Origin of the sequence: Kitasatospora sp. NPDC101183 (genome assembly GCF_044767945.1) — a bacterium.
Taxonomy (GTDB): Bacteria; Actinomycetota; Actinomycetes; order Streptomycetales; family Streptomycetaceae; genus Kitasatospora.
The window spans coordinates 132,646-154,270 of record NZ_JBIWOW010000004.1 but is presented as its reverse complement, the minus strand read 5'-3'; the positions used below and the strand labels follow the sequence as shown (position 1 = coordinate 154,270).

The following is a 21,625-nucleotide window of genomic DNA, read 5'->3' as shown; positions in this document are numbered from 1 at the left end:
CGCTCACCCGAACTGCTGCTCCAGGTCCTTGAGTTTGCGCTCCAGCTCGTTCAGCCGGGGCAGCGTGACGGTGTCCTCGTCGACGGTGAGGTCGATGGTGCGCCGCTCCGGACGGGCCGGGAGCCCGGGCTGGACGACGGTGCCACCGGCCGCGCCGCCCGCCGCGCCCTCCGGCGCCTCGGCCGTCCCGCCCGCCTCGACGGCCCGGGGCGCGGGCGGCCCGCCGGTTATGGCGGTCTCCGAGCCGGGCTCCAACTGCCGTGCGGCGGGCGGGGTTCCGCGCCCCCGCCAGCCGCCGCTGCCGCGGTTGATGGCCCGGATCTCGGCCCGTTCGCGCCGTCCGGCCAGCTTGCGCCGCTCCTTGTCCAGCGCCCGCTCCCGCTTGTCGTCGCGGACCTCGTCCACCGCCTCGTCGAGGCTGCGCACGCCCTCCAGGAGCATCAGCGACCAGGCCGCGTACGTCTCCCGGGGCGCCCGCAGCCAGCGCACGATGCGGATCTGCGGCAGCGGACGGGGGACGAGCCCCTGCTCGCGCAGCGCCGCCCGGCGGGTCTGCTTGAGCGCCCGGTCGAAGAGGATCGCCGCGGACATCGACATGCCGGAGAAGAACTGGGGGGCGCCGGCGTGGCCGAAGCCGCGCGGGGCGTGGACCCAGTTGAACCAGGCCGAGGCGATGGCGAAGACCCAGACCAGCAGGCGGGAGCCGAGGGCGGCGTCGCCGTGGCTGGCCTCGCGCACGGCGAGGACGGAACAGAACATCGCGGCGCCGTCCAGGCCGAACGGGACGAGGTACTCCCAGCCCCCCGACAGGCCCAGGTTCTCGATGCCGAATCCCACCAGGCCGTGGAAGGACAGGGCCGCCGCGACGCCGGCGCAGCAGAACAGCAGCGTGTAGGAGGCCGCGCCGTACAGGGATTCCTTGCGCCGGCGCCTTTCCTCGGAACGCTCCCAGGAATCCGCCCCGCCGGCGGGGGAGGAGCCCCGGCTCCGGGCCAGGGCCACCAGGAGGGCGCTGACCAGCAGCCCCGCCACTGCGGTGACGGCCCAGCCGAGCGGTATGTCGGACAATTTCATCGCCGGAACCAGCCTCGCTTTCTGCCTCGCGCTTCCTGCACCGGATGTGCCACCGGATGTGCACACCGCGGTGTGCGCCGTGATGGCGGGGACCATCATGTCCGATGCTCGGCGGGGGAATGACCGATTCACCGTCAATGCGCTGAGTAGAGGGATTTCTGACCTCATACCGAGCTGATTGTCATAGGAATTCGGCGGCAGGAATTCCCGGAATTCCGGGCTTTTTCGGTTTCGGTTCGGGCGGGTGTTCGTCAACCGCGCATGACGCGGGGGCAGCCGCCGCACATGTCCCGGGGGGCCACGGTGTAGACGAGGCAGCAACTGGCCCGGGAGCGCGGGCAGCCCTCGGGGGCGTCGCCGCGATCGGGCGCCGGGGCCGCGAAACCCGCGCCCGGGGTGAAGGGGGACGGGGCGGGAGCGGGCCCGGCCGGTGCGCCGGGCGCGTGCGCGGTCCCAGCGGGCGCGTCGGCCCTGCCGGACGGGTGTGCGGCGGGCGCGAGCAGCGCGGACAGCTCGTCGCGCGCCCGCTCCGCCTCCCCGAGAAGTCCGCCCGCGTACCAGAGCCCCTCCACCACCGCGTCGGTGGCCATCGCCCACAGCACCCGGGGGCCGCGCCGCACCTCGGGGCGGAAGGCGGCCAGCACCGGGGCGAGGAACCCGTCCAGCGCGCACCGCAGTTCGGCCGCCAGCGCCCGCTCGTCGGCCGCGACGCGAACGGCTGCGGCGGGTGCGGCCGAGGCGGGCACGGCTGCCGCGGGTGCGGCTGCCGCGGGGTCGTCCGGCAGGCAGACGAAGCCCCGCGGACGGACCGTCAGCTCCGCCGACCCCGCGCCCCGGCGCAGCGCGACGTCCCCGGCCCCGAGCAGCGGCACCCGCCGCTCCAGGAACCAGGGCAGGGTGAACACCAGCGACAGCGGCCAGACGGCCCGGTGCAGGCCGAACCCGGCGGCCACGTCCGGCCGCAGGGGCCGTTCGTAGCGGGCCAGGCCCTGGCGGGCGTCGTGGCCGATCAGCTCGCGCACCGCCTCGGGCCGTTCGGCGAGGTCGGCGGCGGTGAGCCAGCCGTCGCCGGAGGGGGGCGGGCCCAGACGCACGCTCAGCAGCGGGGAGAGCGCGGCCAGCCGGTGGTACGCGGACGCGCCCGGGGTGCGGGGGTCGGCGGCGGGAGCGGGGGTGTGCGCCGGGGTGGTGAGGGGGGCGCACGGCGCGGGGCCGGGCCGGGTGCTGCTCGCGGTCATGGTCGGGCCCCATCGGGTCGACCGGGGCCGCGCATGGGGCCGGGTGGGGCCCGCCGCGCCGCACCTCGGCCCGTCGGGCCCGGCCGGACCGGGGCATGGCGGTGCCCGGGGAACGGCAAGGCGGAACCCGGCCGGAGTGCTGCTCACTCCGGCCAGGTTAGGCTCACCTTAGCTGATCGTGCCCCGGGTCTCGCTCCCGATGCGTCCGTCCGGGGGAGGCCCCGGCGCGCGCAGGGCGCCCAGCTGGCGCGCGAGCCAGACCGGCACGCCGCCCAGGGCGTGCACCAGCCGGGCGGCCTCGGCGCGCAGCCGGGCCGCCTCCTCCGGCTCGGAGACCTCGGCGAGCGCCGCGAGCGCCGGCGCCACCCCCACCGTGAAGCCGAGTTGCTCGCGCAGCCGCAGGGAGGCGTCGAAGCCCTCCCTGGCCCGGATGTGGTCCCCCCGGGAGAGCGCCAGCGCGGCGAGGTGGCGCCAGGTGTAGGAGCGCAGGAGCTCGTCCCCGCGCTCCCCGGCCGCGTCGTGCGCCCGGCGGTAGGCGATCCAGGCGGCGCTGCGGTCGCGCAGCAGGTTCTCGGCGACGAGCCCGCGCCGGAAGTCCAGCAGCGGGCGCCCGGGCGCGTCCGGCGGCAGGAGCGCGGAGGTGCGCCCGAGCGCCGCCTGCGCCTCGTCGAGCCGGTCGCGGGAGCCGAGCACGCTGGCCAGGTACGCGAGGAAGCCGCGGGCGCAGGCGGCGGCCGCGCGCTGCTCGGTGCCGGCGGCGAGGGCCTCCGCCAGCCGTAGGGCCTGTTCGGCCTGCGTCCAGTGGGAGGCCGTGAACAGGCACTGCTCGATGAGGAGTTCGGCCCGGCCGAGGGCGACCGAGGGGTCCTGCTCGGCGGCCGGGCGCAGCAGTTCGCCCGCCTCCTGCCAGCACCCCCGGGAGCGCAGCCGCCACACGGTGTCGCCCGTTTCCTCCGCCCGCCCCCGCCCGTCCGGGCCGCTCGGGCTCCATCCGTGCTCCGACAACGCCACCTCCTTGTGTGCGCCATCCAGCAGGGCGCGCACCCTCCCCCGGGCGCCCCGGCCGCGGCCCGTCCGCCGGAAAGCGGCAGGGCGGGGCGGCAGGGCGGACGTCGGGGCGAAGGGCCCGCGCTGTGGCGGCAATTCAACACGGGGGTGAGCTTGTGCACCAGATCACGAGCGGAGGTTGTTGCTTTTTCACGGTGGATGATCTAGTGGATCTCAGGAGGTCCAGCCGGTCTCCATGAGGGCCTCGGCGGCGCCGTTGGCGGGCTGGGGGACCCCGGCGAGGTCGAGGCTGAAGAGGGCGACGAGCAGCTGCTCGCCGCGGACGGTGGCCTGGTGGGAGTACCCGGCCAGGGTGAACATGGCGGCGGCCATCTCCTCGGCGTGGAGGGTCTGCATCCACAGGCACTCGACGGACTTGACGTCGGCCGGCTCCGTCCAGGTGTCGACCTGGGCGACCATCCGGGCGCCCAGCAGGGTCACGCCGTCGCGCTCCTGGGCCTCCGTCAGCTCCAGGTCGTCGAAGCCGAGCCACTCCAGGTAGCGGGCGGCGGTGAACACCGCGTCCTGGGAGGTGCGCACGGGGTGGGGGCGGAAGGGTGCGCGGTGGCGGAAGGGGCGGGTGCGGCCGGCGGAGGTGCCGGGCGCGGCGGGCGGGGTGGGGACGGGCGCGCCCATCGGGTGGGTGGGGTAGGGGCGGGAGGACTGCGGCCCCGGGGCGGCGAGCGGGGCGGCGGTGCCGGAGCCGAGGCGGGTCGCGCGGTCGACGGGGAGGCGGACGGTGGCGCCGCAGTTGCAGGTGAACTCCGGCTGCGGCCACTGGTCGGAGCGGCCGCAGTGCGGGCAGCGCATGCTCAGCCAGGAGTCCTCCCAGGAGCGGAAGCGCACCTGCACCGGCACCCCGCCGCGCAGCAGCGGGACCTTCAGGGAGGCGCCGCAGGGGCAGGGCAGCGAGGGCGGCTCGTAGAGGTGCTCGCGGCGGCAGGCGGGGCAGCGGATGGCCCGGGCGCCGCCGCCCGCCCCCGGTCCCGACCGCGCGGGGTCGTGTCCGGTGAAGTCGTCGGGCAGTCCGGCCATCGCGGGCTCCGTCCGTTGGGGTCGGGTGGGGGACTGTTCCCATGCTCCCCGATGCGGAGGGTGGTTGGCGCGGAATGCGGCAATCCTCAGGGATGGATCAGGGACGGTCGTCCGGCAGGTGGAGCGTGGGCGATCCGGACTCCTCCCCAGTGGTCACGCGGCCGGCCCGGCGGTGGTCATCCGGCTCCCCACCGGGCCAGGTCGGCGGGGGTGTCCAGGTCGTCCGGGACGGCCACGTCGGCGCACTCGACGAGGACCACCTCGGCCGCGTGCGCCGACAGCAGCGCCCGCGCGCCGGAGTCGCCCCGCGCGCCCGCGGCGGCCTCGGCGAAGTGCCGGGCGCCGATCAGGACGGGATGCCCGCGCCGGCCGCCGTAGGAGGCGGCGGCGAGGCCGGCGCCGGCCCGGTGCGCGGCCAGCAGCCGGGCGACGGCGGCCGGGGTGACGCCGGGGGTGTCCACGAGCATCACCAGCGCCGCCGAGGCGCCGGGCGGCAGGGCGGCGAGGCCCGCGCGCAGCGAGGAGCCCATGCCGCCCGCCCAGTCGGGGTTGGCGACCAGCCGGCAGCCCGGCAGGTGGGCGGTGGCCCGGACCCGCGCGGCCCCGGCGCCCAGCACCACCGTCACCTCCGGGCAGCCGCCCGCCCGGACGGTCGCCACCGCGTGCTCGACCAGCGGGCGGCCCCGGTAGCGGAGCAGCGCCTTGGGCCGCCCGCCGAGGCGCCGCCCGCCCCCGGCGGCCAGGACGAGCGCGGCGACGGGCCCTCGGGTGTCTGTCATGCCCCCAGCCTGCCCGCTCGCGGGGGCCGGGCGCATCGGAGGAAGCCACGAGCCGGACGCGGTGTCAGGGCCGGGGCCCGTCCTGTCGCCCGGCCCGGCCCGGCCCGGGCTGTCGCTCGGCCCGGCCCGGGCTGCGGGGTCAGGCCCCCGGGCCCGGTCGGGGTGTGAGCTTCGACATGCTCCTTGGCCTTCGCGTGGCGTCGCCTTGACCAGGTCTTGGGGCGGCTGGTCTGCTGGTTCGCCGTCACCCCGCCCCTGACCTTGGGAGTTCCCCGTGCCCGCCCGCCGTACCTGGCTCTCCGCCGCCACCGTGTTCCTCATATGCGCGCTCGCGCTGGTCGGTTGGCTGGTCGGCGGCCGCGACCACGACACCCCCTCCGCCTCCGGGGGCGCCCCCGCCGGGGGCCTGGGCACCAGCCCGCTGCAGAACCCGGACGGCGTCAAGCCGGGCCTGGCCCCGCTGCGCACGGCCGAGGAGCAGAAGGCCGGCCGCGACCTCATCGCCAAGGTCGCCACCGCCGCCCCCGGCGCCAAGGACGGCTACGACCGGGGCGAGTTCGGCCCCGCCTGGACGGACAGCGTCGAGGGCGTCCCGTTCGGCGGTAACAAGTGCGACACCCGCAACGACCTGCTCGCCCGGGACGGCACGGGCGTGGAGCGCAAGGACGGCTCGGACTGCGTGGTCACCGCGATGACCATCTACGACCCGTACACCGGCAAGAACGTCCAGTGGACCAAGCAGCAGGCCACGAAGATCCAGATCGACCACGTGATGCCGCTGTCCTACGACTGGCAGATGGGCGCCGCGAAGTGGGACAAGCTCAAGCGCGTCCAGATCGCCAACGACCCGCTCAACCTGATCCCCGCGGACGGCTCGCAGAACGCCTCCAAGGGCGACTCCGGCCCCGCCGCCTGGCTGCCCGCCAACACCGACATCCGCTGCTCGTACGCGGTGCGCTTCGCCCAGGTGTCGCTGAAGTACCAGCTGCCCGTCACCGAGGCGGACAAGAAGGCCATGCTCCAGCAGTGCGGAGGCTGACCGCGCCGAACCAGGGGGAAACCTTTCGCCGCACCCCCCGGTCCGGGGCCCAAATGTGACCCGGACCGGGGGTGGATGGTATCCGTGAGGGGTGGACTCGAAGATCCAACGCCCGCCCCGCAGCGCCCTGCCCGCGCTCGCCGCCGCGCTCGCCGCCGCGCTCGCCGCCGTGCTCACGGCCGCCGGCTGCACCGGCACGCCCTCCGCGAGCGCCCCGACCGCCCGCCCGCCGCTGGCGGACCGGGCCCCCGCGGCCGCCGCACCCGAACTGCGCGCGCTCTACGACCAGCGGATCGACTGGAGACCCTGCTCGGACGCGGCGGACGGCGACGAGTCGGCCGCCCAGTGCGCCACCATGAAGGCGCCGCTCGACTACGCGCACCCCGACGGCGAGACCATCGACGTCGCCCTCAGCCGGGTGCCCGCCGCCGACCCGGGCCGGCGCCTCGGCGCCTTGGTCCTCAACCCCGGCGGGCCCGGCAACTCCGGCACCACCATGGTGCAGTGGGGCTGGAAGGCCTACCAGGGCCCGCTGCACGACCGCTACGACCTCGTCGGCTTCGACCCGCGCGGCGCCGGCCGCACCACGCCCCTGCACTGCCTCGACGACCGCACCCGCGACGAGTGGACCTCCACCGACGACCCCGGCTACGACCACGGCCGCGTCCTCGCCGACGCCTGCCGGGCCAAGGACGCCGCCCTCCTGCCCCACCTGGGCACCCGCGACACCGCCCGCGACATGGACGTGCTGCGCAGCGCCCTCGGCCAGCGCAAGCTCGACTTCCTCGGCCTGTCCTACGGCACCTACCTCGGCGCCCTCTACGCCGAGGAGTTCCCCGAGCGCACCGGCCGCCTCGTCCTCGACGGCGCCGTGGAGCGCAGCACCGACCTGATGCACCTCAACGGCGAACAGGCCGTCGCCTACGAGGCCGAGTTCACCGCCTTCGCCACCGACTGCGCCGTCAACGACGACGGCTGCTTCCTGGGCAACGACCCGGCCACCGCCCCGCGCCGCCTCGCCGACTTCCTCGACGGCCTGCGCGAGCACCCCATGGCCACCGCGGACGGGCGCAGCGTCACCGCCGCCCTCGCCTGGGCCGGAGTCCAGGGCGTCCTCTCCGACGGCCGGCGCTCCTTCGAGCGGCTGCGCGACGCCCTGGAGCCGGCCGTCGCCCACGGCTACCCGGACGAGCTGATGCGCCTGGCCGACAGCGCCGACGGCCGTGACCAGGACGGCCGTTACGACACCCCCGCGGACGCCTACGCGGCCATCCACTGCGCCGACGCGGCCCTCGCCCCCAGCGCCGAGGACCTGCGTGCCTCCCTCGCCGACCTCGCCGCCCGGGCCCCGCTCACCAGCCGCCACGACACCCGCCTGGCCCTGCTCGACCCGGACTGCCGCCCCTGGCCGTACCGTTCGCCCGAGAAGCCGCACACCGTGAAGGCGCCGGGCAGCGCGCCGATCCTCGTCGTCGGCTCCACGGGCGACCCGGTCACGCCGTACCCGTGGGCGCAGCGGATGGCCGCCGGGTTCGAGCACGGGACGCTGCTGACCCGCGACGGGGACGGGCACACCGCGTACGACAAGAGCGCCTGCGTGCGCACGGCGGTGGCGGACTACCTGGTGGACGGGCGGATGCCGGCCCCGGGGACGCGCTGCGCCTCGGACTGACGGCGGCGGCGCGGGCCGGACACGGCGAAGGGGCGCTCCGCGCTGCTCGCGGTGCGCCCCTTCGCCGCCGGGGGTCGGGAGGTCGGGTGCTCAGGAGGTCGGGGCCGTCAGGTCGTAGAAGGTGGCCGTGCCGACGGTCCGCTTGGTGAAGTGGGAGGTCACCCAGGCCTCGATCTGGGCGCTCTCGGACTGCTGGCCGCCCTCGTCGGCGCCGGTCTCGCCGCCGCCGCCGAAGCCGCGGTGGGAGCCGCCGGAGAGGAACCAGTGGACCTTGCCCTGCTCGACGTCCTTCCGGAAGTCGGCCAGGCTCAGCGACGGGTCGGTGCCGTTGAAGCCGCCGAGGGCCATCACGGGCTTGCCGGTGGCGAGTTGGTAGCTGGCTGCGGTCTGGGAGCCGACGGTCGCGGCGGCCCAGGTGTAGTGGTCGGCATCCTGCTTCAGGAGGGCGGCGGCCTCCTCGCTGACCTTGGTGCCGCCGAGCAGGCCGCCCATGCCGCCCGCGCCGCCCATGGCGCCGGGGAAGCCCTCGGGGTCGGTGCCCGTGGCGCCGGGGAAGCCGGGGGCTCCGGCGGTGCCGTTGCCGCTGCCGGCAGCGCCGCGCTCGTGGCGGCCGTTGGCCTTGTCGGAGCCGCTGCCGGAACCGCCGCCGCTGCCGGAACCGCCGCCGAAGCCGGTGCCGTTGCCGCCGCCGGGGGCGGCACCCGCGCCCGGGAAGCCCGGGAAGCCGTTCTTGCCGCGCGGCGCCTGCCCGCCCGGGAACGCGCCGCCCCGGTGCCCGCCGCCCGGCCCGAAGGAGCCCTTGACGGACGGCCCGGCCGTGATGATCGAGCCGTTGTGCGCGGTGGTCACGGTGTCCACCGCGTACGCGGCCGGCCCGCCGAAGGCCGCGGCCAGGCCCACCAGGCCCGCCACCGAGGCGATCCGCGCCCCGAGCAGGCCCGAGGACCGCCCGGCCGCCCGGCCCCAGACCAGCGCGCCCGCGGCCGCCAGCCCGCCGACCAGCACCGCCCAGCGCAGCCAGGGCAGGAAGTCCGAGCTGCGCCCCAGCAGGACGAAGGCCCAGACCGCGGTGACGGCGAGCGTCCCGGCGAGCACCAGCGCCCACGGCAGCCGGTGCCGCGCCCGCCACAGCCCGTCCACGCCCATGCCGACCAGGGCGGCGACGGCCGGGGCCAGCGCCACCGTGTAGTACTGGTGGAAGATCCCGGACATGAAGCTGAAGACCAGCGCCGTGGAGATCAGCCAGCCGCCCCAGACCAGGAACGCCGCGCGGGCGGTGTCGGTGCGGGCGTAGCGGCGGGTCGCCCAGAGGCCGACGACCAGCAGGATCAGCGCGGCCGGCATCAGCCAGGCGATCTGCCCGCCGATGTCGGAGCCGAACAGCCGGGTGATGCCGGTCTGGCCCCAGCCGCGCCCGCCGTGCTGCGCGGCGCCGCCGGGCAGGTCCAGCCCGGCCGCCTGCCGCACACTCCCGCCGCCGACGCTGCCGCGCTCGTTGCCGTCGACCCGGCCGAGGCCGTTGTAGCCGAAGGTCAGCGAGAGGAAGCTGTCGTCCTGCGAGCCGCCGACGTACGGGCGGGCCGAGGCGGGCAGCAGCTCGACCACCGCGACCCACCAGCCGCCCGCGACGGCCACGGCCGCGCCCGCGAGCAGGGTCTGGCGCACCCGGCGCCACAGGCCGGTGGGCGCGACGACCAGGTAGACCACGGCGAAGGCCGGCAGGATCAGGAAGGCCGCCAGCGTCTTGGTGAGGAAGGCGAAGCCGAACATGGCCCCGGTGAACAGCAGCCACCGGGTGCTCGCCGACTCGACGGCCCGCACCATCCCGTACGCGGAAAGGGTGAGCAGCAGCACGAGCAGCGCGTCGGGGTTGTTGAAGCGGAACATCAGCGCCGCGACCGGCGTCAGCGCGAAGGCTCCGGCCGCCAGCAGGCCGCCGAGCGGGGAGAAGCGGCGGCGCACGGCCGCGTACAGCACGCCCGCGGTGGCGGCGCCCATCAGGGCCTGCGGGGCCAGGATCGACCAGGAGGAGAGGCCGAACAGGCGCACCGACAGGGCCATCGGCCACAGCGACATCGGGGGCTTGTCGACGGTGATGAAGTTCGCGGCGTCCGAGGAGCCGAAGAAGAAGGCCTTCCAGCTCTGGCTGCCGGCCTGGACGGCGGCGGAGTAGAAGGCGTTGGCCCAGCCGGAGGCGCCGAGGCCCCACAGGTAGAGCAGGGCGGTGGCGGCGAGCAGGCCGAGCAGCGCGGGGCGGACCCAGCGCGGGTCGTCCTCGCGGCCGCGCCAGGCGCGGGCGGGCAGCGTGCGAAGCCGCCCGGACCAGGAGGCGTACCCCTTCGGTCCGGCGGGCGGCAGGGGCTGCTCGGGGAAGAGCGGGGCCGGACGGTCGGCGTCCGGCTGCGGCACCTGCGGCGGCGGGTAGTTCGCGGCCTCGGGCCACGGTTCGCCGGCCGGAGGGGAGTAGCTGGTCGTGGTCATGCGCCATACGGTGCGTGGCGTGACTGAGAGAACCGTGAGACGACGCTGTGAGGTGGGTTTGATCTGCCGGATCTCACCCGGACGGGGGAGCCGTCAGGCCGCGGCGGGCATGGTGAGGTGCTTGCCGAGCCACTCCAGGGCCGGGGGGATCTCCCTCGTCCAGGTGTGGAAGTTGTGGCCGGCGGTGTCCAGGGTGATGGTGGACATCTTCGTCGGGGCCTTGAAGGCGCCGACCATGGCCTGGGTCTCCGCGTAGTTGTTCTCGTCGTTCGCGGTGGTCAGCAGCAGGGAGACGGGCGCCGGCGGCTGGTTCTTGAGCCGCCACAGCAGGTCGTTCTCCTGCTTGAGCCTGTCGTCGCCGCCGAAGAGGTCGCCGGTGGTCGGGTCGTGGGCGGCGCTGTAGTAGCCGGAGAGGGCGACGGCGGCCTGGTACGAGTCGGGCTTGCGCAGCGCGAACTTCAGGGCGCAGTAGCCGCCGGTGGAGTTGCCGATCACGGCCCGGTTGGAGGGCTCGGTGCCGATCCGGTAGGCGGAGGCGAGGGCCTTGGGCAGGTCGGTGGTGAAGAAGGTCTCCACCTGCGGGCCGTTCGGCACGTCGACGCACTCGGTGTCCCGGTCGACGAGGGTGGGGCGGGTCATCACCAGGATGGTCGGGGGCAGCTTCTTGCGCTCGATCGCGTCGAGGGTCGAGGCCGGGTACTGCATCAGGGAGATCAGCTTCTCGGGGGTGCCCGGGTAGCCGGTGAGGACCAGGGCCATCGGAAAGCGCTGCTTGGCGAAGTCCGGCTGGAAGTACTGCGGGGGCAGGTAGACGTACGCCTCGGTGCTCAGGCCGCTGCCGGCCCCTTTGACGGCGACCTTCTGGATCAGCCCGGAGCGGTCGGGCTCGGAGCCCTGCGCGGAGTAGAACTTCTGCTCGCCGGTGACGGCCACGCCGGAGGCGTTCGGCTGGTGGTCGACGACGGTGCCGAGGCCGCCGCTGGTGCCGAGGAGGTCGGTCCAGGAGCTGTAGAAGCCGAAGTAGCTGTTGGCGATCAGGCCCATCGCGACCAGCACCGCCACCTGGGCGGCCAGGAAGGCGCCGAGCCGGCCGAGCCAGGACTTCCACCCCTTCCCGCCGAACCTCGGCCAGAGCCACATGGTGGCGGCGAACACGAGGATCGCGACCACGGAGGCGACGATCTGGAGGGGGAGGCCGGTGAGACTGAGCACCCGCCCGATGGTAGTTGACCACCTGGGAGCTTCCTGGGCGGCCCCTGGGTTGGTGATCTCCGGGTAAGCGCTTGACCATGCCATTACATGATCGGGACGATGTGTGTGGAGTGTTGTCGTTCTGGGGTGGGGTCATGAAGTTCACGGGTAGGGCCGCTCTGGCGTTCGGCGGGGTGCTGGTGCTGGCGGCGTGCTCCGGAGGAACCGGGGAAGGCGCGTCGGCCGAGGCGTCGAGTTCCGCCGCGTTCGGATCGGCTCTGAAGGAGGCACTGGATCCGATCAATCAGGGGCTGGCCAAAGCAGTCGAGGCCAAGACCCCGAACGAGCTCTGGACCGCGCTCGGTACGGTCGGCTCCTTCGCGGGCCGCGCCAATCGGACCTTGAAGGCCGTCAGTGCGCCGTCCAGGGCGGAGCCGGCTCGTACGGAGCTGGTGAACGCCCTGGACGTCCTCTTCACCGAGGCGGGGACGCTCGGCGCGGATCTCTCGGACAAGAAGGTGTGCACCGTGGGCACCGGTCAGGGCCGCCTCGGCGCGGGGAAGGGCCTGCCGGGTGTCTCGGCGGCTGTGGCCAAGCTGACGGCGGGCGGATTTCCGGCCGTCTTCACCGTTCCGAAGCTGCCCGAACTGCCGCCGCAGTCGCGCGCGTTGGAGAACGGAACCGTGGTCCGCGAGGGGGCCAAGGACGGCAAGAGTACGTTGGAACTGACGAACAACGGCTCGGTGGACACGCTCTTCATCCTCGCCCAGAACAAGGCGTCGGTGACCTCGGTGTATGCCGCCAAGGGACAGAAGATCGTCATCGACGGCATCCGGGACGGGGTGTACGACCTCTACTACGCCTACGGGGTGGACTGGGACTCCGGGGCGAAGCAGTTCACCCAGGACTGCGCGTTCGCCAGGCTCCGGGAGAAGTACGACTTCGACGCGGCGGGCGGTGGAACCGTCTGGACGGTCGACATCAAGCCGGAGAAGGCCAAGGGCACCACCAAGGCGGAGGCCGAGACGATCTACACCACTCCGCAGCCGTAGATCTGTGTTGAGTCGATTTCCGTCCTAACTGTTGATTCCTTGTAGTGCGCATGGCACTTTCGTGCGTCGCGGGTCACGGCAACCAGCCGGGGCCCGCGATCCCCCACAAGGAGAGCCATGTTCAAGAGACTTGCCGCGACCGCCGCTGCGAGCGTCGTCGTCGCGGGCGGGCTGACCTTCGCCGCCGCCCCCGCGAACGCCGTCCAGGCCGCCGACCTGACCTCCACGATCGCCCTGAGCAACTGCTCGGCCTCGCTGGTCCGTTACCCCACCTCGGTGGCCGGCGACCGCGCGCTGATGCTCACCAACGGGCACTGCCTGCCGACGATGCCCTCGGCCGGGCAGGTCATCCAGAACGTCAGCGCCAGCCGCAGCGGAACCCTCCTCGACGGCGCGGGCAACAGCCTCGGCACCGTCCAGGCCGACAAGGTGCTCTACGCGACGATGACCGGCACCGACGTCGCGCTGTACCAACTCACCGACACCTACGGGTCGATCAGCTCCAAGTACGGCGCCACCGCGCTCACGGTCAACGACTCCCACCCGGTCGACGGCGCGGCGATGTACATACCCTCGTCGTACTGGAAGCAGGTCTGGAACTGCTCGGTCAACGGCTTCGTGCCGACCCTGCGCGAGGACCAGTGGACCTGGCACGACTCGCTGCGCTACAGCGCGGGCTGCAACACCACGCACGGCACCTCCGGTTCGCCGATCGTCGACACCGCCAGCGGGCGGATCGTCGGCATCAACAACACCGGCAACGACGACGGCGCCATGTGCACCCTCAACAACCCGTGCGAGGTGGCGGCGGACGGCACCACCACCGTCACCAAGGGCCAGAGCTACGGTGAGGAGACCTACTGGTTCACCACCTGCCTGGGCACCAACCGCGCCATCGACCTCAACGTCGCCGGCTGCCTGCTCACCAAGCCGGCCGGCAGCGGCGCGGTGTCGGTGAGCAACCCCGGCGGCCAGTCCACCGCGGTCGGCGGCGCGGCGAGCCTGCAGATCAACGCCTCCGGCGGCACCGCCCCGCTGTCCTACTCCGCCACGGGCCTGCCGGCCGGCCTGGCGATCAACGCCTCCACCGGCGTGATCTCCGGCACCGCCTCCACCGCCGGCAGCTACAACGTCACCGTCACGGCCACCGACGCCGCCGGCAAGTCCGGCTCCACCGCCTTCGCCTGGACGGTCACCGGTGGTGGCGGCGGGACCTGCACCCCGGCGCAGCTGCTGGGCAACCCGGGCTTCGAGACGGGTACGGCCGCGCCGTGGACCACCAGCTCCGGCGTGGTGGACAACAGCTCGGGCCAGGCGGCGCACGGCGGTTCCTGGAAGGCGTGGCTGGACGGCTACGGCTCCGCCCACACCGACACCCTGGCGCAGACGGTGACGATCCCGGCGGGCTGCAAGGCGACGCTGAGCTTCTGGCTGCACATCGACACCGCCGAGACGGGCACCACCGCGTACGACAAGCTGACGGTCTCGGTCAACGGCACCACGATCAAGACCTACTCCAACGTCGACGCGGCGGCCGGCTACCAGCAGCGCACCTTCGACCTCTCGTCCTACGCGGGCCAGAGCGTCACCCTGAAGTTCACCGGCACCGAGGACGCCTCGCTGCAGACGAGCTTCGTGATCGACGACACCTCGATCCAGACCAGCTGACGCACGGTCACGGCGCGAGCCGTCGAAGGGGCCCGGCGCAACCGCCGGGCCCCTTCGCGCGTGCACCCGGCGTTTCCCCGCTGTTGGGGAGGAGTTGGGGAGGGGTTTCTGAGGGATCGTCACCCACGCGCCGGAAGTCCCCCAACTCTCGTGCGTACCAAGACCTTAACGCTAAGCTCGCTGAGCGACGCGGCCCGGGGGAGTGATCCGGCGGCGCGGATTCCGTCGTGCCCTGGAGGAACCCGAGTGACTGACCTGGACTTCGAGCGGAAGGTCAACCCCTGGCTCTTCGACGCCAACGGGAAGCTCACCGACGCGGCGAAGAAGGAGCACCCGGACCTGGCCGCCGCCGAGTCCGGCACGGCGGCCCCGGGCTGGACCCCGCCGTCCACGCACACCACGGGCGGCGGCGGGACGGTGAAGGTGAGCCCGGACGCGCTGCGCAAGGCCTCGGGCAACGCGACCACCCTCAACACCGCCTTCGGCAAGGCCTGCAAGGACGCCTGGAAGGACCAGCCGTCCGCCACCCAGGGCATGGCGAAGGACTGGAAGGTCGTCGGCGCGCTCGCCACCGCGCAGGAGGTGTGGGCCGCGCAGGCGCAGGCCACCGGGGGACTGCTCGGGCGCATCTCCAACGCGCTGTCCGTCAACGCCGAGCAGTACGCGCGCGCCGACCAGCAGAACGCCAACAACTTCCCCACTCCCTGAGGCCGGCGGCATGAGCACCTACACCAACCTGCGCCAGGAGACCTTCCAGGGTCTCGACACCCTGGCCACGGCCTTCGAGGGCCTGACCCGTACCTGGACGTTCTCCTCCGAGCTCACCGGCGACGTGATCACGCCGCTGCGGGGCTCCAACTGGACGGGCACCACGGCCGAGGAGGCCGCCACGGCCGTCACCAAGGCCCGCAACGAGCTCGACGCGGCCTTCGAGGAGGCCGGCGCGATCGGCCGGGCGCTGCGCGAGGCGCACACCGAACTCGCCGCCGCCCGCACCGATCTGGACGCCGCCCTGAAGAAGGCCGCCGACAACTCCCTGACGGTGGACGCGACCGGGGCCGCCATCACCTGGCCCCCGCCCGACCCGGCGGCGGAGAAGACCGACCCGCACTACTCCGAGGCGTACAAGGAGACGAAGCGCAAGCTCGCCGAGGGCGTCGCCGCCGACATCGCCAAGGCCGTGGCCAGGGCCGAGGCGGCGGACGCCGCGGCCGCCACCGCGCTGGGCGGCGCCACCGGCACCGACAGGACGGCCTTCCGCCCGTCCTCGGGCCCGGAGGAGCAGGGCAAGCAGGCGGCCGACCTCCTCAAGCTCGCCGGGAACCTCAGCGACGCCCAACTCGACCAGCTCAACAAGCTCCTGAAGGACCACGCCAACGACCCGCAGTTCACCACGGCCTTCTACAACCGGCTCGGACCGGACGGGTTCCTCCAGTACTACGGGAAGCTGGCCACGGCCTCGGCCGACAAGGGCGGCAACCGCCCGCAGGCCATCGCCGACCTGCAGAAGAACCTCGGCCTCGCCCTGGCCAGTGCCACCGACACCCACAACCTCCCGCACCTGGACGACGCCTGGGAGGAGGGCCTGCGCAGGGCCGGCTACGCCCGGCAGGACATCTGGCCGCCCAACGCCCCGGGGCACGCCCAGAACCCGCAGGGCTACCAGATCCTGGCGAACATCCTGCGCAACGGGACGTACGACCCGCACTTCCTCGTCCCCATCGCCGAGCACGTCACCCAGCTCAGCCAGGGATCGGGCCAGTGGACCTCCGACCGCTGGAGCAACGACGACTTCCACTACCTGACGTACCTGGGCCTGCCGCCGGGCGCGGGCCACGGCGGCCACAACCCGATGGGCGGGGTGCTGGACGCGCTCGCCCACAACCCCGACGCCTCGGTGCAGTTCTTCAACGGCCAGGCCACCACGTACACCATGGACGGCAGGGTCAAGGCCGTCGGCCAGGACAACCACTACATCGAGATCCTGGCCAGGCCGGGCGCGGACTCGCCGCTGCGGGACGTCTGGCCGGGCCACGACGCGATGCGCGACCACGCGAACGCGCCGCTCGCGGAGTCCTTCTCCCACGCCCTGGAGGCGGGCGTCACCGGCCGCCCGTACGGCTCGCAGGACGCGCTGACGCCGCACACCGCGGACCAGGCCGGGATGATGGAGAAGGTCGTCCACGTCTTCGGCAACAAGGACGAGGTCAGGGCGCTGCGCCCCGGCGGGGACCTCGCCGTCATGGCGCCCGGCCTCGGCCACATGGCGGCCGCGTACATGGGCGACGTGCAGGGCGCCCTCTCCCCGGACGACAAGTCCCTGCCGCGCTTCGGCCACCCGGCCGCGCTGGAGCAGGCGGGCACGGCGAAGCTGCTCGGCGCGCTGGGCCGCGACCCCGACGCCTTCGGCGCGATCGCGCAGGCGCAGCAGGCGTACACCACCTCGCACATCCAGGACGTGTTCCAGCACCGGGCCGACTACGGCGCCCACGCCGACGCGGCCGTGCACAACGCGGCGCACGCCGGCGGCGAGGTCGCCGGGATCATCACGGCGGCGCGGACGCAGGAGATCGTCCACGACGTGAAGGCCCAGACGGAGGCGTACAACCGGGGCGTGGCCGAGAACTCGATGTGGGCGAAGTCGGCGTGGCTGATGACGGGCGGCGAACTGGGCAAGGCCGTGCCCGTGGTCGGCCCGGCGCTCGCGGAGCCGGTGAAGTTCTACATCGACGACATCTCCCGCAACTACTACATCGAGTCGAAGTTCGCGGACCCGGCCTCGCTCTCGCAGACGGACGGCGCGAACGCGGCGTCGGCCTCCGCCAAGGCCGCGGTGTTCGACGCCGCCCGGAACTCCGGGATGAGCGTGACGGAGGCCGAGGCCATGGCCACGGACACGGCGAACCAGGTGCGCTACGCGCACGCCGACGGGTCGGCGTTCTTCACCTCGGCCGTCAATGACTGAGCGCCGGCCTTCCCGGCCCTCCCGGCTTCCCCGGCGGCGTCGGCTCGCCGCCGGGGCCGCCGTGGTGGTCCTCGCCGGGGGCGCCTGGTGGTGGCGGTCGGCCCACGCCCCGGCCGAACTGCCCTCCGCCGCCTGCTGGTCGCTGCTCACCCGGGCGGACCTGTCGCCCCTCGCGCACGACGCGACCGGGACGTTCGTCGAGCAGGACACGACGTTCGGGCCCGGGTTCTCGGACGCCCTGCAACCGCGGCTGCGCCCGGTGGCGGGCGACCAGGACTGCGAGGTGCGCCGGGACGCGGGCGGCACCCTCGTGCGGGTCCTCGTGCGGGAGATGGACGAGCCGACAGCGACGGGCCACTACGGCAGCGGCGCGAAGGCGAGCAGCCGGCTCGACCTCGGCGCGGACGTGCAGGGGTGGGTCGGGGCGAGCGAGGTGGGTCTCGCGATCCGCTGCGACACCCCGGAGGGTGCGGGCCGGGGCCGTCCGTACGTGGGGATCGAGGTCGGCAGAGGGCTCAACCCCTCGCCCGCGACGGACGGGACGCACCGGGCGGTCCTCGACATCGCGCTGAAGGCGGCCAAGGGGGTCGTGAGGGACTACCCGTGCTCGAACGGGCTCCGTCTGCCGGACAGCGTCCCCGAGTCGGCGGGGAACTTCCCTGCCTTGGATCATTGAATCGGTCCTATGCTGATCCGATGATTCGGATGATCAAGCCGATTGACCTGGTGATATTCGACTGCGACGGCGTCCTGGTCGACAGCGAGGTCATCGCCGTGCGCGTGGTCGCGCGGCTGACGGCCGAACTCGGCTGGCCGCTGAGCGAGGCCGAGGTCGTCGAGAGGTTCGTCGGGCGGTCGGAGGCGGCCAACCACGCGATGGTCGCCGAGCGGTTCGGGGAGGCGGCGGCGACGCTCTTCGACGAGCGCTTCCGCGCGCTGCACGCCGAGGCCGTGGACGCCGGGCTGACCCCGGTGGACGGCCTGCCGGAGGCGCTGGACGCGCTCGCCCTGCCGACCTGCGTCGCCTCCAGCGGCACGCACGCGAAGATGCGGCACACCCTGGGCCGCACCGGGCTGTACGGGCGCTTCGAGGGCCGGATCTTCAGCGCCACCGAGGTCGGGCGCGGCAAGCCCGCGCCCGACCTCTTCCTGCACGCCGCCAAGGCGATGGGCGTCGACCCGGCCGCCTGCCTCGTGGTGGAGGACAGCGGCCCCGGCGTCCTGGCCGCCCGCGCCGCCGGGATGCGCGCGCTCGGCTACGCGGGCGGCGTCACGGCGGCGGAGCGGCTGGCGGGGCCGGACACGGTGGTCTTCCACGACATGCGGCAACTCCCCGCCCTCATCGCCGCCTACCAGTCGTAAGTGCCGCCCTCGGGGTTGAAGAACCGCCCGGACGCCCCGGTCAACGCCTCGCCGAGCTGCCGGGCGACCCGGCGCCCGCCCTCCTCGGCGGTGGCGGGCCCGGAGTTGTCGTTGAGGTCGGTGGCGCAGTAACCGGGCTCCAGCGCGCACACCTTGATGCCGTCCTCACGCAGCGCCCGGGCGTAGACCAGGGTGACGGCGTTGAGCGCGGCCTTGGAGGAGTTGTACGCGAGCAAGGTCGCGTGCTCCCAGATCGGGGAGTCCGGGTGGGCCAGGAAGTGGGAGAAGCTGCCGAGCCCGCTGGAGACGTTGCCGATCAGCGCGGCGGGGGAGCGGCGCAGCAGCGGCAGCAGGGCGTTGACGGCGGTGACGACGCCGAACACGTTGGTCTCGTACGTCTCGCGGACGGCCTCGACGGGCAGGTCCTGCGGGGCGCGCCGCCAGTCCCGGGCGACTCCGGCGTTGTTGACGAGGGTGTCGAGACGGCCGTACTCGGCGTCGATCAGCGCGGCCGCGGCGGCGGCCGTCGCCGGGTCGGTCACGTCCAGGTGGACGGGCCGGGCGGCGAGGCCCTGGTCGGCGAGCCCGGCGGCCGCGGCCCGGCCGCGCTCGGGGTCGCGGGCGCCGATCAGCACGGTGTGCCCGGCGCGGGCGAGTTCGGCGGCGGTGGCGAGGCCGATGCCCCGGGTGGCGCCGGTGATCAGGACGATGCGGTGTTCGGTGCGGGTCATGGGCTCCACGGTGGCGGCGGCGGACGGCGGCCGGGAGGGCAGTGTCGAGGGTGGTATCGGCGGTCCCATGGTGAACGGGCGGCGCGCGGGCGAGACTTGCGGCGTGGAACACGTGGACCGGGCGGAGCTGGCCGCCTTCCTGCGGGCCTGGCGGGCCCGCGTCCAGCCCTGTGACGTCGGCCTGCCCGCCGGCGGCCGCCGGCGTACGCCGGGCCTGCGCCGCCAGGAGGTCGCGCAGCTCGCGGGCATGTCGGTGGAGTACTACATCCGCCTGGAGCAGGGCCGGGGGCCGCGCCCGTCCCGGCAGATGATCGGGGCGATCTGCCGGGCGCTGCGACTGTCCGAGGACGAGAGCGCGCACCTGCACCACCTGGTGGGCGAGCCGCCGCTGCCGCCGAGCGGCCTGGTGCGCGAGGTGCGGCCGGGCGTCCTGCACCTGCTGGACCGGCTGGACGACACCCCCGCCATGGTGTGCAGCGCCGCCCGGGACGTGCTGGCCTGGAACGCCATGGCGGCCGCGCTGTTCGGCGACTTCTCCGCGCTGGCGCCCGCCGACCGCAACCTGGTGTGGCGCTTCTTCACGGACCCGACCTCCCGTGCCCGCCACCCGGAGCCGGACGCGTCGCGGTTCGCGCGCCGCGCGGTCGCGGACCTTCGGGCCGCCGCCGCCCGCTACCCCGCCGACAGCGGAGTGCGCCGCCTGATCGAGCGGCTGCGCGCGGGGAGCGGCGAGTTCCGCGAGCTGTGGGCGCTGCAGGACGTCGAGGTGCGCCGCTCCTCCCACAAGCGGATCCTGCACCCGGTGGTCGGCCCGCTGGACCTCGACTGCGAGGCGCTGCACGACCCGCACCGGGACCAGTGGACGATCTTCTACACGGCCGCGCCCGGCACGCCGTCGCACTCGGCGCTGCGGCTGCTCAAGGTGGTCGGCCACCAGGACCTGGCGGTGCGGGCGTAGGCCCTGCCCGGCTTAATCCGTTTGCCGGGGGCGGCGGTTCAGGAGCATCGTCGGGTCCCATGGCGACGAACCGCAGGATGCACGCCAACCAGGTGGACGTGGACGAGGCCCTGGTGGGCCGGCTGGTCGCGGGGAGCTTCCCCGAGTGGGCCGGTCTGCCGATCGAGCGGGTGGAGTCCCACGGCTCCACCAACGCGATGTTCCGGCTGGGCGAGGAACTGGTGGCGCGCCTGCCGATCAGGCCCTCGGCGGCGCAGGACGTCCTCGGGGAGCAGCGGTGGCTGCCGCACCTGGCGCCCTGGCTGCCCGTGCCCGTCCCCGAGCCGCTGGGCACGGGCGGGCCGACGGAGGAGTACCCGCTGCCCTGGTCCGTGCTGCTGTGGCGCGAGGGGGTGAACCCGAGGCCCGGGCGGCCGGACGCGCCCGGGCAACTGGCCCTGGACCTGGCGGAGTTCACCAACGCCCTGCACTGGGTGCACCCGGAGGGCGCGCCGCCTTCGTACCGTGCCGAGACGCTGCGGGACCGCGCCCCGGGCATCGCGGCCACGCTGGCCGAGCTGTGCGGGGTGATCGACGTCGGCGCGGCGGAGGACGCCTGGGAGGAGGCGCTGGAGGCGCCCGAGGCCGGAGGCCCGCCGGTGTGGATCCACGCGGACCTCCAGCCCGGCAATCTGCTGGTCGCGCCGGACGGGCGGCTCTGCGGCGTGATCGACTTCGGCTGCGCGGGCCTGGGGGACGCGGCGGTGGACCTGTTGCCCGCCTGGTACGTGCTGCCGGCCTCGGCCCGCCCCGCGTTCCGTACGGCCGTCGGCGCGGACGACGCGGCGTGGGCGCGGGGGCGGGGCTGGGCGCTGTCGGTGGCGCTGAACGAGCTGCTGTACTACCGCCGGAGCAACCCGGTGATGGCGGACACCGCGCGGTACGTGATCGGCGAAGTCATCGACAGCAGGGACTAGGCGGGCGGTGGGCGCGGGGTCGGGCTCCCGTCACGCCGGTACGGCGCAGAAGACGGAATCGGGAGTCTCCGCAATGCCTTCGAGGCAGAAGATGTCCATGGGGATGGGCCCGAGCCGCGCCACGATGAACGCGTTGGTGAACGGACCCTGTGCGGGAGCGCCGTTCGAGGCGGCGCAGTGGCCGAGGCCGCCGGTGACGCTGACCAGGTCGCACGTGTAGGTCGGAACGCTGGCGGCGTGGGCGGCGGGCGCGGCGATCGCCAGCGGGACGAGAGTCAGGGCGGCGGCGGTGGCCGCGGAGGCGATGAGACGTCGAACGGACATGAAGGGTCTCCTTGGGGCTGTGTCGGAACACTTGCCATCAGCCTCAACGGGCA

Annotated in this window: 18 protein-coding genes and 2 pseudogenes; 11 read left to right on the top strand and 9 right to left on the bottom strand. The window is 74.2% G+C overall.

Annotated elements, in window-relative coordinates; translation table 11 throughout:
* Positions 1–3: 3 nt before the first annotated feature.
* From ACIRRS_RS06385 to ACIRRS_RS06365, 5 genes are all read right to left on the bottom strand, one after another.
* Positions 4–1,074, bottom strand: coding sequence for a DUF2637 domain-containing protein (locus ACIRRS_RS06385; protein WP_402965922.1), 1,071 nt, complete (start codon positions 1,072–1,074; stop codon positions 4–6).
* A gap of 251 nt (positions 1,075–1,325) precedes the next feature.
* Positions 1,326–2,312: a (2Fe-2S)-binding protein gene (locus tag ACIRRS_RS06380; RefSeq protein ID WP_402965919.1), complete on the bottom strand. Its 987-nt coding sequence runs from the start codon at positions 2,310–2,312 to the stop codon at positions 1,326–1,328.
* A 168-nt stretch (positions 2,313–2,480) separates the two neighbouring features.
* Positions 2,481–3,317 carry a hypothetical protein gene (locus ACIRRS_RS06375; protein WP_402965916.1) on the bottom strand — a complete coding sequence of 279 codons (837 nt, stop codon included), beginning with the start codon at positions 3,315–3,317 and terminating at the stop codon, positions 2,481–2,483.
* Between the two features lie 216 nt (positions 3,318–3,533).
* Positions 3,534–4,394 (bottom strand): hypothetical protein, encoded by an 861-nt coding sequence (locus ACIRRS_RS06370; protein WP_402965913.1) that lies wholly within the window; start codon positions 4,392–4,394, stop codon positions 3,534–3,536.
* Between the two features lie 176 nt (positions 4,395–4,570).
* Positions 4,571–5,173, bottom strand: a complete 603-nt coding sequence (locus ACIRRS_RS06365) for an NTP transferase domain-containing protein (protein WP_402965910.1) — start codon at positions 5,171–5,173, stop codon at positions 4,571–4,573.
* Positions 5,174–5,447: 274 nt separating this feature from the next.
* Between ACIRRS_RS06365 and ACIRRS_RS06360 the strand changes: the two genes are divergently transcribed.
* Together ACIRRS_RS06360 and ACIRRS_RS06355 are read left to right on the top strand one after the other, a co-directional pair.
* Positions 5,448–6,212 (top strand): HNH endonuclease family protein, encoded by a 765-nt coding sequence (locus ACIRRS_RS06360; protein ID WP_402965907.1) that lies wholly within the window; start codon positions 5,448–5,450, stop codon positions 6,210–6,212.
* A gap of 91 nt (positions 6,213–6,303) precedes the next feature.
* Positions 6,304–7,884 carry an alpha/beta hydrolase gene (locus ACIRRS_RS06355; protein WP_402965904.1) on the top strand — a complete coding sequence of 527 codons (1,581 nt, stop codon included), beginning with the start codon at positions 6,304–6,306 and terminating at the stop codon, positions 7,882–7,884.
* Positions 7,885–7,974: 90 nt separating this feature from the next.
* On the opposite strand, the gene ACIRRS_RS06350 is transcribed toward ACIRRS_RS06355, so the two are convergent.
* The gene (locus tag ACIRRS_RS06350; protein WP_402965901.1) at positions 7,975–10,365 is read right to left on the bottom strand and encodes a glycosyltransferase family 39 protein; all 2,391 of its coding nucleotides are present in this window, start codon (positions 10,363–10,365) and stop codon (positions 7,975–7,977) included.
* Between the two features lie 93 nt (positions 10,366–10,458).
* Positions 10,459–11,577: an alpha/beta hydrolase gene (locus tag ACIRRS_RS06345; RefSeq protein WP_402965898.1), complete on the bottom strand. Its 1,119-nt coding sequence runs from the start codon at positions 11,575–11,577 to the stop codon at positions 10,459–10,461.
* Between the two features lie 173 nt (positions 11,578–11,750).
* Between ACIRRS_RS06345 and ACIRRS_RS06340 the strand changes: the two genes are divergently transcribed.
* From ACIRRS_RS06340 to ACIRRS_RS06310, 7 genes and pseudogenes are all read left to right on the top strand, one after another.
* Complete coding sequence (locus ACIRRS_RS06340; protein ID WP_402965895.1) at positions 11,751–12,608, top strand: hypothetical protein; 858 nt, start codon at positions 11,751–11,753, stop codon at positions 12,606–12,608.
* A gap of 117 nt (positions 12,609–12,725) precedes the next feature.
* Positions 12,726–13,343, top strand: a pseudogene (locus ACIRRS_RS06335) (serine protease); the annotation flags it as partial.
* A 201-nt stretch (positions 13,344–13,544) separates the two neighbouring features.
* Positions 13,545–14,276: pseudogene (locus ACIRRS_RS06330) on the top strand (putative Ig domain-containing protein); the annotation flags it as partial.
* 246 nt (positions 14,277–14,522) lie between these two features.
* Positions 14,523–14,984: a WXG100 family type VII secretion target gene (locus ACIRRS_RS06325; protein ID WP_402965892.1), complete on the top strand. Its 462-nt coding sequence runs from the start codon at positions 14,523–14,525 to the stop codon at positions 14,982–14,984.
* Positions 14,985–14,994: 10 nt separating this feature from the next.
* Positions 14,995–17,241: a hypothetical protein gene (locus ACIRRS_RS06320; protein ID WP_402965889.1), complete on the top strand. Its 2,247-nt coding sequence runs from the start codon at positions 14,995–14,997 to the stop codon at positions 17,239–17,241.
* On the top strand, positions 17,234–17,917 hold the full coding sequence (locus ACIRRS_RS06315; RefSeq protein WP_402965886.1) for a hypothetical protein: 684 nt from the start codon (positions 17,234–17,236) through the stop codon (positions 17,915–17,917). The genes ACIRRS_RS06320 and ACIRRS_RS06315 overlap by 8 nt, the downstream gene beginning before the upstream one ends.
* A 29-nt stretch (positions 17,918–17,946) precedes the next feature.
* Positions 17,947–18,603 (top strand): HAD family hydrolase, encoded by a 657-nt coding sequence (locus ACIRRS_RS06310; protein ID WP_402965883.1) that lies wholly within the window; start codon positions 17,947–17,949, stop codon positions 18,601–18,603.
* On the opposite strand, the gene ACIRRS_RS06305 is transcribed toward ACIRRS_RS06310, so the two are convergent.
* Entirely contained in the window at positions 18,591–19,334 is a 744-nt protein-coding gene (locus ACIRRS_RS06305; RefSeq protein WP_402965880.1) for an SDR family NAD(P)-dependent oxidoreductase, read from the bottom strand. The two genes, ACIRRS_RS06310 and ACIRRS_RS06305, sit on opposite strands and share 13 nt — an antisense overlap.
* A 103-nt stretch (positions 19,335–19,437) precedes the next feature.
* On the opposite strand from ACIRRS_RS06305, the gene ACIRRS_RS06300 reads away from it, so the two are divergent.
* Both ACIRRS_RS06300 and ACIRRS_RS06295 read left to right on the top strand, forming a co-directional pair.
* Positions 19,438–20,292, top strand: coding sequence for a helix-turn-helix transcriptional regulator (locus ACIRRS_RS06300; protein WP_402965877.1), 855 nt, complete (start codon positions 19,438–19,440; stop codon positions 20,290–20,292).
* A gap of 59 nt (positions 20,293–20,351) precedes the next feature.
* The gene (locus ACIRRS_RS06295) at positions 20,352–21,248 is read left to right on the top strand and encodes an aminoglycoside phosphotransferase family protein (protein ID WP_402965874.1); all 897 of its coding nucleotides are present in this window, start codon (positions 20,352–20,354) and stop codon (positions 21,246–21,248) included.
* Between the two features lie 30 nt (positions 21,249–21,278).
* Here ACIRRS_RS06295 and ACIRRS_RS06290 read toward each other — a convergent pair whose 3' ends face one another.
* A complete protein-coding gene (locus tag ACIRRS_RS06290; RefSeq protein WP_402965871.1) occupies positions 21,279–21,572 on the bottom strand; it encodes a hypothetical protein in 294 nt (97 codons plus the stop codon).
* Positions 21,573–21,625: the final 53 nt, after the last annotated feature.